The organism is Kitasatospora sp. NEAU-69 (assembly GCF_057158765.1).
Genome location: NZ_JBWXUE010000006.1, coordinates 100,441 through 115,534, shown reverse-complemented (window position 1 = coordinate 115,534; position 15,094 = coordinate 100,441). Strand labels below are relative to the sequence as shown.

Here is a 15,094-nt window from a genome sequence, read left to right as displayed (position 1 = left end):
CGGCGAGTACTTGTCGTTGTCGCGACTTCCCTTTCTCTCTTTTTTTTCCCTCCCCCCCCCCCCCCCCTGGGCCCGCTGGTCGGCGCCACCGGTTGGCTTCGCCAATTGTTACTGGTGAGTATCCGTCAAGGGTGCGTAAGGGAAGCCAACGGCGTTCCACTATTCGGGAATTATCCGGCTCGGGATATCTGAGATCTCCGTCACATTCCGATCTCCGCAGTCGCCGCTTGACGGTCAGTGATGCATTGGTGACCTGCGGAGATGTGGGCCGGGCTGAACCTGGTGTGGATGATCCGACAATGCAGCGATTATAGTTGATCTTGTTTTTGGGGCGTGATCTGCGATTCACTCTTGTTCCGTGTGAGCGGCGGAACGGGGTGCGGCCGTCTTCCAGAGAGTAAGAACCGGGGCCAGGATCGGGCTCGGTTGCTTGAGGCGACGAGATTGAGAGCACCGTTGCGTAGAAGGATCGCGCGTCAGAAGCCCGCGCGCCGCCGCCCGGTCCGGGTGCCGGCCGGCCGGCTCCCGCGCCGCCTCGCCGGACCCCTGATCACGCTGCCGGCGCTGACCGCGCTCTGCGGCAATGCCGCCAACGGCAGCGCCGGTGGGTTCTGGGCCGCCGGTGCCGCCGCAGGCGTGGTGCTGCTCGGCGGTACCGCGGTGGTGGTCCGCCGGGTCACCGCCCGTCCGCTGGAGCAGGCCCGTGACCTCGCCACCCGCAACCTCGCGGCGCTGCTGGACGAGCGCGCCGGGCTGCTGGAGGAGCGCAACGCGCTGGTCGCCGAGCGCGACGCGCAAGCCGACAAGGCGCAGGCGCAGCTCGTCGAGCGCCAGCTGCTGGCCCGCCAGCACGAGGAACTCCAGCGCCAGCACCTTGAGTTGACCCGCGAGTGGAGCGAACTCGGCTCCGCCCAGGGCCAAAGCGCCCAGCGGATGGAGGAACTGCTGCGCGAGTGCGAGCTGTTGCTCGCCGAGCGGGACGGTCTGGCCAAGGAGCGCGACGAGCTGGTCGGCAGCGTGGACGCCACCTTCGTCAACCTCGCGATGCGCACGCTGACCCTGGTCGAGCGCCAACTCGTGCTGATCGAGGCGCTGGAGGGCCGCGAGTCCGACTCGGCGCAGCTGGAGAGCCTGTTCCGGCTCGACCACCTGGCCACCCGGATGCGCCGCAACAGCGAGAACATGCTGCTGCTCGCGGGGCTGGAGAACAGCCAGCGCAGCCGCAAGACCGTCACGCTGCTGGACGTCGTGCGCGCCGCGGTCTCCGAGATCGAGCGCTACGAGCGGGTCAAGCTCGGGTTCCTGGCCGCCGTCCGCCTCAGCGGCGCGGTCGCCGACGACAGCAGCCACCTGCTCGCGGAACTGCTGGAGAACGCCACCGCGTTCTCGCCGCCGCAGGAGCAGGTCGAGATCGGCGGCTGGCTGCTGGACAACGGCGAGGTGATGGTCTCGGTCACCGACCGCGGCATCGGCCTGCCGGCCGAGCGGCTGCGCGCGCTCAACGACCAGCTCTCCGAGCCGGCCGAGCCGAGCGCCGACCGGCGCGACGCGCTGCTGGCCGGCGCGCTCAGCGGGCGCAGCATGGGCCTGTTCGTGGTGGCCCGGCTGGCCCGTCGGCACGACATCCGGGTGCAGCTGCGGGAGAACGCCCAGGGCGGCGGCATCACCGCGATGGTGGTGCTGCCGCGCGAGGCGCTGCACCAGGACGGCGTCACCACAACGGACCTGGACGACCAGCGCCGGGCCGAGCGGACGGCGGCGCAGGCCGCCGAGCAGGCCCGGCTCGCGGCGGAGCAGGCGGCGGAGGCTGCCGAGGCGGCCGCGGTGCTGCCCCCGCAGCGCGACGGCGGCCGGGACGGTGGCCGGCCGTCGGCACAGCAGGCGTGGCGGGGCGAGGTGGCCCCGGATGCGGCGCTGCCCGCGCTGCCCCGGCGTAAGCCGGCGGGCGCGGCTGCGGCAACTGACGCCGAGTCTGCGCCGGTTGCCGCACCCGCCCCGGTTGCCGAGCCTTCCGCCCCCGTCCCTGCGCCCGTCCCTGCGCCCGTCCCTGCGCCCGCCCCCGACGCGGCGGCCACCGGTCCGGTGCCTGCCGCGCCCGCCGGCCCGGTCACCGAGCTCGGCCTGCCGCGCCGGGTGCCGAGCGGCGGCGGGCTGCCGGGCACCGGGGAGGCGCCGACCTCCGGCCTGCGCCGGATCGCCGCCGAGTCCTCGGACACCGTGATGCTCCGTGCCATACCCAGCCAGACGGCCGGGCCCGCCGCCAGTGCGGACCCCGCCACGCCCGCCCCCACCGCCGCCCCCACCGCGCCCCGCTCCCGTACCTCCGCCGAGGAGCTGCGCCGCAGACTCGGTGGCTTCCAGAGCGGGCTGCGCCAGGCGGCCCGCGAGTCCGCCGAGGGACAGGACCGATGACCGACTTCGACTCCAGCTCCGCCTGGCGCAACCCCGGTGACGCCGGGTCGCCCGTATCGCAGGGCGGTTTCGCGACCCCGCCGGCCGTCACCGGCACCGCGGCGGCCCCCGTGCAGGCACCGGCCAGCCAGGGGGCGATGAACGTCCGCTGGCTGCTCGGCGACTTCCTCGGCTCGGTCGCCGGCGTCGAGGACGCCGTGGTGGTCTCCTCGGACGGCCTGCTGCTGGCCGACTCCCAGCAGGGCAGGCGCGCCGAGGAGCTCTCCGCCATCGTCTCGGCGCTGACCAGCCTCGCGGGCGGCCTGGCCCGGGCGATCGAGTACGGCGGCGTCAAGCAGACCATGGTGACCATGAACGACGGCCACCTGGTCGTGATGGCCATCAGCGACGGCTCCTGCCTCGGCGTCTACGCCGCGCTCAGCTGCGATCTGGGCGTCCTCGCCTACCAGATGGCGCTGCTCGTCGAGCGCGCCGGCCATGCGCTGACACCCCAGGTGCGCAGCGAGCTGCACCGCGCGATGGCCGTCCGATGACCCCTGACGACGCACTGCACGCCGACCCGCTGCACGCCGACCCGCTACGCACTGACCGCTCGCCCAACCTGTCCAATGACCTCGTGGAGGTGGGAAGCATGTCCGGCACCGCCGGCATCAGCCTGAGTTCCGGTGGAGCGACCGCTCCCGGTACCGCCCGGCACAGCCGGCGGACCGACGCCGCCCGCCCCGGCCAGGGGCGTTCCTCCCGGGTGCGCCCGTACGCGATCACCCGTGGCCGGACCAGGTTCGGCCGCGTGCTGCTGGTCGAGACCCTGGTGTCGGCGCTGAACCGGCCGGCCGACCCGGCCGACCGCACGCTGCCGGAGCTGGCCGCGATCTGCGACGTCTGCCGTGGCCAGATGCGCTCGATCGCGGAGATCTCGGCGCTGCTGCGGATCCCGCTCGGAGTGGTCAAGGTGCTGGTCAGCGACCTCGCCGACCAGGGCCGGATCCGGGTGCACGGCGCGGACTCGGCCGACGAGTCCTCGCTCGACGAGCTGCCGGGGGCCAAGCGGGTGCTGCTGGAGAGGGTGCTGGGTGGACTTCGCAAGCTCTGAGCACGGTCCCGCCGAGCTCGGCCCTCCGCAGGGGGCCCGGCACGGTGGGTCCCAGCCCGGACCCCGGCACGACAGCAGCTCCCGTAGCAGCATATCTGATGGATCGTCACACATGTCTGGCAACACGGTCATTCCCCCCGGTGTCCCGCTGGTCGCCGGTTCCGCCACCTCGACCAAGATCGTGGTGGCGGGCGGCTTCGGCGTGGGCAAGACCACGTTCGTCCGCTCGGTCTCCGAGATCCCGCCGCTCACCACCGAGGCGGTGATGACCGAGGCGAGCGTCGGCATCGACGACACCGCCGCGGTCCCGGCCAAGACCTCCACCACGGTGGCGATGGACTTCGGCCGGATCAGCCTCGAATCCGACCTGGTGCTCTACCTGTTCGGCACGCCCGGCCAGGGCCGGTTCTGGTTCATGTGGGACGACCTGGTGCGCGGCGCGGTCGGTGCGGTGGTGCTAGCCGACACCCGCCGACTGGCCGACTCGTTCCCCGCCCTGGACTACTTCGAGGGCAGCGGGCTGCCGTTCGTGATCGCCGTCAACCAGTTCGACGGCGCACCGGTCTACTCGGCCGAGGCCGTCCGCGACTCGCTCGCCATCCCGGAGCACATCCCGGTCCTGCTCTGCGACGCCCGGCAGCGCGCCTCCACCGTCGAGGTGCTCACCGCGCTCGTGCTGCACGCGCTGGCCGCCGAGCCGGCCGTCACGGCCGTCTGATCCATCATCACCCCACCCTCGGCTCGGCTGAGTTCACTAGCAAGAAGGCAGGCAGCAGCGATGCGCAAGATTCTGATAGTCGGCGCCGGACAGGCCGGGCTCCAGCTCGCACTGGGCCTTCAGGCCAACGGCTACGACGTCACGGTGATGACCAACCGCACCGCCGACGAGATCCGCGGCGGCCGGGTCCTCTCCACCCAGTGCATGTTCGACACCGCGCTGGGCCACGAGCGCGCGCTGGACCTCAACTTCTGGGAGGACGAGGCGCCGAAGGTCGAGGGCCTCGGCGTCTCGGTCACCGGGCCCGAATCGGCCAGAGTGATCGACTGGGTCGGCCGCCTCGACGGCTACGCGCAGTCGGTGGACCAGCGGGTCAAGATGTCCGGCTGGCTGGAGACCTTCGCGCAGCGCGGCGGCCAGGTCGTGGTGCACGGCGTGGCCGTCTCCGACCTGGACTACTTCGCCCGCACCTACGACCTCGTGCTGGTCGCCGCCGGCAAGGGCGAGCTGGTCTCGATGTTCGGCCGCGACGCCTCCCGCTCGCCGTACGAGACGCCGCAGCGCGCGCTCGCCGTCTCCTACGTGCACGGCCTCGCCCCGCGCCCGGAGCACGAGTTCCGCGCGGTGCGCTGCAACCTGGTGCCCGGTGTCGGCGAGCTCTTTGTGATCCCCGCGCTGACCACCAGCGGCGACTGCGACATCCTCTTCTGGGAGGGCATCCCCGGCGGCCCGCTGGACGCCTTCGGCGACGTCAAGGACCCGGTCGAGCACCTGCGGGTCACGCTGGACCTGATGAAGACCTTCACCCCCTGGGAGTACGACCGCACCCGCGCGGGCGTCGAGCTCACCGACGCCGGCGCCACGCTGGCCGGCCGCTACGCCCCCGTCGTGCGCTACCCGATCGGTGAACTCCCCAGCGGCGGGCTGGTGCTGGGCGTCGCCGACGTGGTGGTCGCGAACGACCCGATCACCGGCCAGGGGTCCAACAACGCCGCGAAGTGCGCCGCCGTCTACCTCCAGGCGATCCTGGCGCACGGCGACCAGCCCTTCGACCGCGCCTTCATGCAGGCCGCCTTCGACCGCTACTGGGACTCCGCCCAGCACGTCACCAAGTGGACCAACGCGATGCTCGCGCCGCCGCCGGAGCACGTGCTGAACCTGATCGGTGCCGCCGGCCAACTGCCGCCCGTCGCCAACCGGTTCGCGAACGGCTTCGACAACCCGGCGGACTTCGAGAACTGGTTCTACGACCCGGAGAAGGCCGGCGCCTACCTCGCCTCGGTCGCGCCCGCGCCGGTCGAGGGCTGAGCGGCCCGATGACGACGGCGTCCAGCAGCGGCACGGTCGCACCGCGCGTACTGCTGCTGGACGCCGCGCCCGACGACCTGCTGGACCAGGAGCTGGCCCGGCTGCTCGGCCACGGACTGGCCGTCACGCTGAACCTGCGCCGGACCCCGGACGCCGATCGCGGCCGGGTGCGCGCCGCCTGGTCCGGACGGGTCGCCTTCACCGACTTCGACCCCTTCGCCGAGCCGGAGTTGACCGCGGCCGTGGTCCGCGACGGGATCGGCTACGACGCCGTCAAGTCCCGCGGCGGCTACCCGCTGCGCGACGGCTTCCTCGCCGCGGCCACCTCGCCGGCTCTGGCGCACCCGCTGCGGGTGGTCGGCCGCGCGGGCGCCGGGACGGACCACGTCGAGCTGCCCGCGGCCGCCCGCCGCGGCGTTCTGGTCACCCACACGCCGGGCTCCAACGCCGTCGCCGTCGCCGAGTTCGCGCTGGCCCAGCTGCTGGCCCTCGTTCGGGACCTGCCGAGCCTCGACTCCGCCTGCCACGCGGGTCACTGGCAGAGCCCAGGGCCGTCCCGCTCGCTCGCCGAACTCGCCGTGGGCGTGGTCGGGTTGGGCCGGATCGGCCGCGCGTTCGCCGACCGGGCCGGCGCGCTGGGCATGTCCGTCCAGGCGCTCGCCCGTACCTCGCAGGCCCGTCGCCCGCCCGCGGACCTCCGCTCGGTCGACTCGCTGGCCACCCTGCTCGCCACCAGCGACGTGGTCTCGCTGCACGTCCCGCTCACCGAGCGGACCCGGGGCCTGCTCGGCCGCGCCGAGCTGGCGCTGATGCGCCCGGGGGCGATCCTGCTGAACACCGCGCGCGGCGGCATCGTGGACGAGACCGCGCTGGCCGAGGCGCTCGCCGACCCCGCCCACCCGCTCGCTGCGGCCGCCATCGACACCTTCGCCCACGAGCACGCGGCCTTCCGCTCCCCGCTCTTCGGCCTGCCGAACGCCCTGCTCACCCCGCACGTGGCCGGCATGACCCGCGGTGCGATGCTGACGGCCGCCCTGAGCTGCGCGGACCACCTCGCCGCCCTGCTGGCCGGCCGCCCGGACGGCGTCCCGACGGTCTGACTAGGGCCGCTGGCCGGCCAGGTAGTCCTTGGCCGCCTGCGAGGCCTTCGCGTACGAGCCGGAGTCGAACGGCGGCTGCGGGTCGTACTCGATCTGCAGCTGGATCGCCTCCGCGACCGTGCGTCCGGCGATCAGCTCGGCCAGCGTGAGCGCCATGTCGATCCCGGCCGAGACCCCGGCCGCGGTGATCGTCCGGCCCTGCACCACGACCCGCTCGGCGGTGTAGGTGGCGCCGTAGGCCTCCAGCAGCCCGACGCTGGCCCAGTGCGTGGTGGCCCGCAGGCCGTCGAGCAGCCCGGCCGCGCCGAGCAGCAGCGAACCGGTGCACACCGAGGTGGTCCATTCGGCCGTCGCGTGGATCCGGCGGATCCAGTCGAGCAGTTCCTCGTCGGCCGTGTGCCGCTGCGTTCCGTAGCCGCCGGGGACGAGCAGGACGTCGGCCGAGCCGACTTCCGCGAACGCAGCGTCCGCGGTGAGCCCGAGCGATCCGGCCCCGCCGCGGACCACACCGGTGCTGGCGGCGGTGAAGACGACCTCGGCCTCCGGCAGCCGGCGCAGCACCTCGTAGGGCCCGACGGCATCGAGGGCGGTGAAGTCGTCGAAGAGCGGGATGGCGATACGCATGTCAGTCTTCCTTCTTCCTTGGCATTCTTGAAGAGAACCGGGTCCGGTACTCGGCCGGCGTGACCCGGACGATCCGTTTGAAGCTGCGGTGCAGGGTCTCGACCGTGCCGAACCCGCAGTTGCGCGCCACCGACTCGACCCCGGAGCCGGTCGTCTCCAGCAGCCGGCGCGCGGCCTCGATCCGCGCCCGCTCCACGTACGCGGCCGGGGTGCAGCCGGTCTCGGCCCGGAACACCCGGGCGAAGTTGCGCTCGCTCATCGCGGCCCGCCCAGCCAGTGCCGGCACGCTGAGGTCGGCGTCGAGATGGTCGGTGATCCAGTCCTGGAGCTCGCGCAGTGGCGCCCGGGCCGGCCGCTGGGCGGCCAGCTGTCGGCTGAACTGCTCCTGACCGCCGGGCCGTTGGACGAACATGACGAGCTGCCGGGCGACCTCGCGGGAGAGTTCGGGTCCGTGGTCCGCCTCGGCCATCGCGAGGGCCAGGTCGAGGCCGGCGGTGATCCCGGCGGAGGTCCAGACGTCGCCGTCCCGGATGAAGATCGGGTCCGGATCGACCGTGACCCGCGGATACCGCTGCGCGAGCTCCGCGCACCGGGCCCAGTGGGTGGCCGCGCGCCGTCCGTCCAGCAGCCCGGCCTCGGCGAGCAGGAACGCCCCGCTGCAGACCGAGGCAGTCCGCCGTGCGCGGCCGGCCGCCTGCCGGAACCACGCGAGGAAGCGCTCGTCCTCACACGCCCGCAGCACGCCCTGGCCACCGACGGCGATCAGCGTGTCGATGGCCCCGCCGGCCTCCTCGATGGTCCTGGTGGGCGAGACCGCGAGCCCCCCGGTCGAGCCGACCGGCCCCGGCGCCGCAGCCACCGTCTCGATGACCAGCCCGCCGACCCGGCGCGCGACCTGCGTGAAAACCTCGTGCGGCCCGGTCAGATCGAGGATCTGGAAGTCCGGGTAGATGGCGAAGACGATGCGTCGGGCGGTCACCCGTCCATCGTGGTCTGTGCTGGATCATGGCCGCAATGACAGACACCTGACGATTCCTGCCATCGGCCGCCGTCGCCTGGCAGCGCCTGGCAGCGCCTGGCAGCGCCTGGCATCGAGCCGGCTTCGCGGGATTCGAGGGAAAGCAGAAAAAGCACCCCCCGCCACTTCCACCATATAGCGCACCGGGGGGCTTGTGGCAAGGCCCTGGTGGTGCCGCAGAATTGTCGGCCGAGGGCCGGAGCCTGCGGAAATGAGAGATGGGGGTCGGGCCGGGAAATGCCGTGAAACACCAGCGGTGGTCGGGTCCGGGCGCCTGCTGCGCATAGGGTTCGTTCTACCGCTGCGCTCAATTGTTCGAGTAATTGAGATTTCTGAGTCAATGGAGTAACTCATGGTCCCCACGTCCTCGTCCGAACTCAACGACTGGCGGAGCGCGGAGCTGCGAGCGGAGAACGCGTACGTCGGCGAGCTGTACGACCGCCTCGAAGCGCAGCGCGCACTCGCGACGGCCCGGCTGCGCGAGCTGCACCGGCAGGACAGGGGCGGCACGAGCCAGTCCCGGATGGAGCGCGACACGCTGGAGATCCACTACGTCCGCCGGCTCTCGGAGCTGCACGCCGCCGAGTACGGGCTCTGCTTCGGCCGGATCGACGACGCCGACGGCGAGCGGCGGTACATCGGCCGGATCGCCCTGGCGGACGAGGAGTACGAGCCGGTGCTGACCGACTGGCGCGCGCCGGCCGCCGAGCCGTTCTACCGGGCGACCCCCGCCGAGCCGGGCGGCGTGGCGGCGCGCCGGCACCTGCGCAGCAAGGGCCGGACCGTCGTCGACTTCGATGACGACGCCTTCGGCGTGAGCGCGTCGCAGGGCGGGGAGGGCTCAGGGTCCGGCGCCGGCGCCGGCTCTCACCTCAGTGGCGAGGGCGCGCTGCTCGCCTCACTGACGGCGGCCCGGACCGGACGGATGGGCGACATCGTCTCCACCATCCAGGCCGAGCAGGACCGGGTGATCCGCTCCGAGCTCGGCGGCGTGCTGGTGGTGCAGGGCGGTCCGGGCACCGGAAAGACCGTGGTCGCCCTGCATCGCGCCGCGTACCTGCTCTACACCCACCGTGACCGGCTGGCCAAGCGCGGCGTGCTGGTGATCGGGCCGAACACGGCGTTCCTGCGCTACATCGACCAGGTGCTCCCCGCGCTCGGCGAGAGCGAGGTCGTGCTGAGCAGCATCGGCGAGCTCTACCCGGGCGTCACCGGCACCGACACGGAGACGCCCGAGGCGGCCGCCGTCAAGGGCGATGCCCGGATGGCGCAGGTGCTCGCCGCCGCGCTGGAGGGACACCGGCAGCTGCCGGAGACCGAGTGGACCATCACGGTGGGCCGGAGGTCGGCCCACCGGGAGGAGCTCCTGCTCAGCCGGGCGCTCTGCGAGCGGGCGCACCGCGCCGCGCACAAGAGCGGCGAGCCCCACCACCAGGCCCGGGCCGCACTGGTCGAGCGGCTCTCCTCGGAGCTGGCGCTGCGGATCGCCCGCGACCGGGACGCGGACATGGACCTGGACGACGTGGTGATCATCGCCGACGGGCTCGTCGAGGAGCCCGACTTCCAGGCCGTGGTCGAGAAGCTGTGGCCGCGGCTGACCCCGGAGCAGCTGGTCACCGCACTGTTCACCTCCCCGGAGCTGCGGGCGAGCGCCATGCCGGACTTCACCGAGGCCGAGCGTGCGACCCTGCAGCGCGCCACCCTGCAGCGCGAACAGCCGGGCGGCGCCCAGCAGGCAGCTGCCGTCTGGACCACCGCGGACGTTCCGCTGCTCGACGAGGCCGCCGAACTGCTCGGCCCGCTGCCCGGCGGCTCCGCCTCCCGCCGGGCCGAACGCGCCGCCGAAGCGGCTGAGTTGGAGTTCGCGAAGATCGTCCTCGACGACTTCGGTGTCGGGCTGGCCGAGATGGACGCGCAGATGCTGGCACGCCAGTACCGCGGCGAGGAGGCGCTCCGGCCGCTGGCCGAGCGCGCGGTCGAGGACCGGACCTGGGGCTTCGGGCATGTGATCGTGGACGAGGCGCAGGAACTCTCCGCCATGGACTGGCGGTTGCTGACCCGCCGCTGCCCGGGCCGGTCCATGACGATCGTCGGCGACCTCGCGCAGACCGGCGCGCCGGCCGGGCTGAGCTCCTGGAGCGAGGCGCTCGACGAGTACACGGCGGGCCGCTGGCGCACGGTGGAGCTCACCATCAACTACCGGACCCCGGCCGAGATCATGCGGGTCACCGAGGGCGTCCTGCGGGCCGTCGACCCGGCGCTCAGCGCCCCGACCGCAGTGCGCAGCGGCACAGTCACCCCCTGGAGCCTGCGGATCCCGGAGGACGGCCGAGGCCCGGCGCTGCGGGCCGCCGTCGAGAAGGAGATCGCGGCACTGGACGGCGGCCGGCTGGCGGTCATCCACGCACCGGCCTGGCCGGAGGAACTGGCCGACGAGCTGGCCGGGTTGGCCGGCGTCGCCACCCTCGCCGACGGCCCGTCGGCGCTGGACTCGCCGGTCGTCCTGATGACGGCCGCGCAGGCGAAGGGACTCGAGTTCGACGCCGTCCTCGTCGTGGAGCCCACCGAGATCCTCGCGGCGCACACCCGCGGCGTGAACGACCTCTACGTCGCACTCACGCGTGCGACGAAGAGCCTCGGGGTCATTCACAGCCGCGACCTGCCGGAGATGCTGACGGGCCTGGAGCCGCGTCAGGGGTAGTGCTTCACCTGGCCTGGGGCGAACGCATCGGTGCCGAGGACGGTGCAGTCGCCCCAGACCTCGATGGTGAGGTCGGGGAGGGCGGCGAGGGGGGAGAGGTCGGCGGTGTCGGTGGGGAGGAGATAGCTGATGGTGAGCTTGCGCAGGGCCGGGAAGAGCTTCGGGATGTGGGCGAGTTCCAGGTCCTCGGTGGCTCGGTAGAGGCTGAGGGACGTGATGCTGGGGAAACAACTCACAAGACGGCTCTGAGGGATGCCCAGCGAGAGGTTCCGAAGGCGCGGGAGAGACTTGAGTTCCGTGAGGTCCTGCGTGCACTCCAGCGGAAGGGAGAGGCTGTGGAGCTGCTGCCAGCGACTGATGCCGTCGAGGCTGGTCCGTTCCAGGGAGTCCGACAGCAGGTGGATCTCGGTGAGGTCATCCGTGACCGGCAGTCGGCGCAGCTCCGGGTACGCGATCGGTCGCTGCAGGATCAGCTGGGTGAGGCCGTTCAGGAGCTGGAGAACCGACAGGTCGACAGACTCGTGGAGGCTCAGATTGAGCCTCGTGAGCGGGGGCTTGCGCAGTGGGGAAAGGTCCGTGACCTGGTCGCACTCGACGATGCCGAGGCTGGTGAGCTGGGGGCACTGGTTGAGGAAGTCGATATCGGTGAGCGCTGGGTTGTTGTATATGTGCAGGTCGGTTCTCAGCTGTAGCTGCGGGGTTTCGAGGATCTCCGCAGCCTCGAACGCTCCGCCGAGGGTTACGGCCGGGAAGTTCCGCGCAGCAGGGATGGCGCGTAGCTGTTCGACGTTGCTCACGAAGACTCTGCCGTCTCCGGGACAGTGGGCCAGGATCTCGCGGGAGTACTCGGCCGGGTCGAGAAGCTGTACCTCCATCCCGTAGCCGAGCTGACTCCAGAGCGCCGCACCCGGCAGGTCACGGAACCGCTTCAGGAACGGCAGGGCCGGTTCACCGCCGATCATGAGTGCCGTGCGTGCGACGTAGCTCATCTCCCGGTCGGTGAGCCCCGCGGGTCCGGGCAGCAGATCGAGCACGATCGGCCCGCAGGCCGCCAACTGCTCTGCCTGCCGGAGTGACCGGGGCGGGAGCAGTGCTGCCAGGCGCTCTTCGACCTCCGCCCGCACCCCCGGCTCCATCTCCGTTGCCAGCCCCAGGCCGGCCGCCGCCAGCAGGTGCAACCGGGTGCGGTGCTTGGCGACCTTGTCACCCCGGTCCAGCAACTTCCTTACGATCCGTGCCGCTTCGTCCGGCCGGGCGTGGGCGACGGCGATCCGCAGCACGTCCTCCCACTGCTCGTCGCTCGCGTGCTTGCCGAGCAGCCCGAAGTCGCGGGACTCCACCGCGGCCTTCGCGCCGAGGTAGTCCTGGAAGGTGCGGTGGACGAAGTCAACTGTCTCGGCGGTCGGTTGGCGCAGCAGGCCGGTGCGCGCGATCAGGTGGTCCAGCACCGGGCCGGCATCCCCCTGTGCGGCCACGGCCGGCATCGCCGGCAGCGCGGCGGCGATCTCGTGCTCGGCGTCCGCGCGCTCGGCTTCGGTCTGGCCGTTGCGGATCATCCACCAGGCGAGGCGTTGCAGGAGCTGGATGCTCTGCCGCTCGTCCAGCGTGACGCCCTCGGGGGCTCGGATGTCCCGTTCGTGGTCGCGTCGGATCATCAGCATCGAAAGCGCTGCCGCATAGAGCGCCATCCGGCCGTGCGGCAGGTGGCCACGGCGGTCCCGGTTGAGCGCGCAGACCAGGGCGCAGAGCAACGGAGTGGTGGCGAGCTGGGCGAGGTCGCGCTGGGCGCGCACGGTGTCCTTGAGCTGCTCCTCCAACTCGTCCAGGCGCACAGCCTCTTCGCGACTGGCATCGGCACGCGCCGCCTCGTGCCAGCGCTCCACGAAGACGGCGACGTCGCGAGTGTTCATCGGACGTACCGTCAGCTCGATGAAGCGGTCGCTGGTCAGCCAACCCTCCTCGACGGCGGACGGACGCGTGGTGATCGCGTAGAAGGCGCGTGGATACGCCGCAAGCAGCTCCTCCAACCAGCGGTATGTGCGGGCCTGTTCGGTCTGTGGCACCTCATCGACGCCGTCGAGCAGGATCATGCCCCGGCCGTCGGCGAGCACCCGGTCGGCCCAACCCGCAGGCTGGGTCAGGGCGAGCGGGCTGTCGAGACTGCCGAGGAAGTCTTCGGCGGCGGGAAGCGTGCTGCGTCGGGTCAGGGTGCGCAGTGGCAGCAGGAAGGGAATGCGCCCGTTCAGATGCTCAAGCTCGGGCGGGAGTTCGTTGTCGGCGGCGCAGCATGCGAGCCACTGCAAAAGGGTGCTCTTCCCGCTGCCGGCCAGGCCACGGACCAGCACTCTCTCCCGCCCTGCGATCGCCTCCTCCGCGCGCTGGACCCGGACGGAGGTCAGCTCTTCCCCGTGATCGCCGTGTGGGCCGAACTCCGGTGCCGTCGCAAGCTCCAGGCTCAGATACGCCGTGTCGAGCGGCCAGCGGGCCCGGTCGGGGCGGCTGAGGTCCAGGCCGATGATGTCGAGCCGGTTGTGCCGGTTGACCACGTACCGCAGGTAGCGGGCCTCGAACTCGGCGTCGGCGCCGGCCGGGCCGGCGGGCTTCGCGACGACGATCCGGTGCAGCCGCAGCAGCGGCTCGACGGGCGTCCGCAGGGTCTGGGCCAGCAGCGTCAGCGTGCGCTCGGACGGGATGGCCGAGCCGTTGAGGGCCTGGCTGACGGTGGTCCGGCTGAGCGCCGTCCTCGCGACCAGCTGATCGACGCTCAGATCGCGCTGCGTGCGCAGTCGCTGTAGCTGCTCGCCCAGCAGGGTCAGTGCCGCCCGTGCGCTCAGGGAGAGTTGATCCACGCGTTCATCATCGTTCAGTCGAACACCGGTGAACACGGGATCCGGCAGATTCGACCTGTCTCGTCCAGGTCGCACATCCCGGAGGCCGTCGTGCTGCTCCTGCTCTCCGCCCTCGTCGTCACCACCGTGCTGCTCGGCGTGGTGTTGCCCGCCGTCTGGTCGCGGCAGCCCGCGCGGCGCAGTGCCGCGCGGGCCGTGCTGCGGATGCTGCTCGCGGCGCTCCGGCGTCAGACCGGGAGCTGAGGTGCCGTCACTCGCCCGCGACGCGCAGCAGCAGCTTGCCGGTGGTGCCCCGGCTCTCGATCAGGCGGTGGGCCTCGGCCGCCTCGGTGAGCGGGAGTTCGGCGCTGATCAGCGGGTCCACCTCGCCGTTCGCGACCAGGGCGAAGGCGCGCTCGGCGATGTCGCGCAGGGCCTGCGGGTCGGTGGCGGCGAGGCTGAAGACCGAGAGGCCGGCGACCGAGTGGCCCGGCATCAGGTCGGCCTGGCCGACCTGCCAGGGGGCGTCGCCGCTCGCGTTGCCGAAGGAGATCTGGCGGCCGAAGGTGGCCAGTGAGGCGAGGCTCTGCCGGTGGGTCTCGCCGCCGACCGCGTCCAGCACGAGATCGACGCCCCGCCCGGCGGTGGCCAGCCGGACGGGCGTGCTGAAGTCGTCGCCGACGAAGACCTCGTCGTACCCGTGCTTCAGCGCGTACTCGGCCTTCGCCTCGCTGGAGACGACGCCGAACACCCGCCCCGCACCGGCCAGCCGGGCGAGCTGGCCGACCACTCCGCCGACGCCGCCGGCCGCGCCCTGGACCAGCACGCTCTCGCCGGCGCGCAGTCGGCCGACCTCGTGCAGCAGCGCGTGCGCGGTGGGCAGCACGGTCGGCAGCGCGGCGGCGGTGCGCAGCGAGATGGCGTCGTCGAGCACGAAGACGGTGGTGGCATCGGCGACGGCGACCTCGGCGTACCCGCCGAAGCCGGTGAACGCGGTGACCGGCCGGCCGACGCGCAGCCCGGACCGCTCGTCCACGCCGGCGCCGACGGCGCGGATCCGCCCCGAGACCTCCAGGCCGGGGACGAACGGCAGCGACTCCACCCGGTAGCCACCGGCGCGGGCCTTGATCTCGGCGAAGTTGACGCCGGCGTACGCGACATCGATGGACACCTGGCCCGGCCCCGGCTCGGGCGCCGCCACCTCGGTCGGCTTCAGGACCTCGGGGCCGCCGAACTCGTTCACCACGATCGCGCGCATGATGGCCATCCCTCGTAGAGTGTCAGCTGTGTTC

Annotated in this window: 12 protein-coding genes; 8 read left to right on the top strand and 4 right to left on the bottom strand. The window is 72.3% G+C overall.

The genetic code is table 11. From position 1 onward, the window contains the following. Positions 1-456: 456 nt before the first annotated feature. The 6 genes from AC060L_RS09320 (at position 457) to AC060L_RS09295 (ending at position 6,631) form a co-directional block, all read left to right on the top strand. Complete coding sequence (locus AC060L_RS09320; RefSeq protein WP_483798122.1) at positions 457-2,412, top strand: sensor histidine kinase; 1,956 nt, start codon at positions 457-459, stop codon at positions 2,410-2,412. Next, positions 2,409-2,945 (top strand): roadblock/LC7 domain-containing protein, encoded by a 537-nt coding sequence (locus tag AC060L_RS09315; protein WP_483798121.1) that lies wholly within the window; start codon positions 2,409-2,411, stop codon positions 2,943-2,945. Before AC060L_RS09320 ends, AC060L_RS09315 begins: the two co-directional genes overlap by 4 nt. Before the next feature lie 98 nt (positions 2,946-3,043). Beyond that, entirely contained in the window at positions 3,044-3,505 is a 462-nt protein-coding gene (locus AC060L_RS09310) for a DUF742 domain-containing protein (protein ID WP_483798258.1), read from the top strand. A 112-nt stretch (positions 3,506-3,617) separates the two neighbouring features. After that, positions 3,618-4,223: a GTP-binding protein gene (locus AC060L_RS09305; RefSeq protein WP_483798120.1), complete on the top strand. Its 606-nt coding sequence runs from the start codon at positions 3,618-3,620 to the stop codon at positions 4,221-4,223. A gap of 60 nt (positions 4,224-4,283) precedes the next feature. Next, entirely contained in the window at positions 4,284-5,531 is a 1,248-nt protein-coding gene (locus AC060L_RS09300; protein ID WP_483798119.1) for a styrene monooxygenase/indole monooxygenase family protein, read from the top strand. An 8-nt stretch (positions 5,532-5,539) separates the two neighbouring features. Further along, positions 5,540-6,631: an NAD(P)-dependent oxidoreductase gene (locus tag AC060L_RS09295; protein ID WP_483798118.1), complete on the top strand. Its 1,092-nt coding sequence runs from the start codon at positions 5,540-5,542 to the stop codon at positions 6,629-6,631. On the opposite strand, the gene AC060L_RS09290 is transcribed toward AC060L_RS09295, so the two are convergent. Continuing rightward, on the bottom strand, positions 6,632-7,255 hold the full coding sequence (locus AC060L_RS09290) for a DJ-1/PfpI family protein (protein WP_483798117.1): 624 nt from the start codon (positions 7,253-7,255) through the stop codon (positions 6,632-6,634). Position 7,256: 1 nt separating this feature from the next. After that, positions 7,257-8,234 (bottom strand): GlxA family transcriptional regulator, encoded by a 978-nt coding sequence (locus tag AC060L_RS09285; RefSeq protein WP_483798116.1) that lies wholly within the window; start codon positions 8,232-8,234, stop codon positions 7,257-7,259. Between the two features lie 391 nt (positions 8,235-8,625). On the opposite strand from AC060L_RS09285, the gene AC060L_RS09280 reads away from it, so the two are divergent. Then, on the top strand, positions 8,626-10,974 hold the full coding sequence (locus tag AC060L_RS09280; RefSeq protein WP_483798115.1) for a HelD family protein: 2,349 nt from the start codon (positions 8,626-8,628) through the stop codon (positions 10,972-10,974). On the opposite strand, the gene AC060L_RS09275 is transcribed toward AC060L_RS09280, so the two are convergent. Then, entirely contained in the window at positions 10,965-13,823 is a 2,859-nt protein-coding gene (locus AC060L_RS09275; protein WP_483798114.1) for an NACHT domain-containing protein, read from the bottom strand. The two genes, AC060L_RS09280 and AC060L_RS09275, sit on opposite strands and share 10 nt — an antisense overlap. Before the next feature lie 90 nt (positions 13,824-13,913). Between AC060L_RS09275 and AC060L_RS09270 the strand changes: the two genes are divergently transcribed. Further along, complete coding sequence (locus AC060L_RS09270) at positions 13,914-14,066, top strand: hypothetical protein (RefSeq protein WP_483798113.1); 153 nt, start codon at positions 13,914-13,916, stop codon at positions 14,064-14,066. Between the two features lie 7 nt (positions 14,067-14,073). Here AC060L_RS09270 and AC060L_RS09265 read toward each other — a convergent pair whose 3' ends face one another. After that, positions 14,074-15,060, bottom strand: coding sequence for a quinone oxidoreductase family protein (locus AC060L_RS09265; protein ID WP_483798257.1), 987 nt, complete (start codon positions 15,058-15,060; stop codon positions 14,074-14,076). Positions 15,061-15,094: the final 34 nt, after the last annotated feature.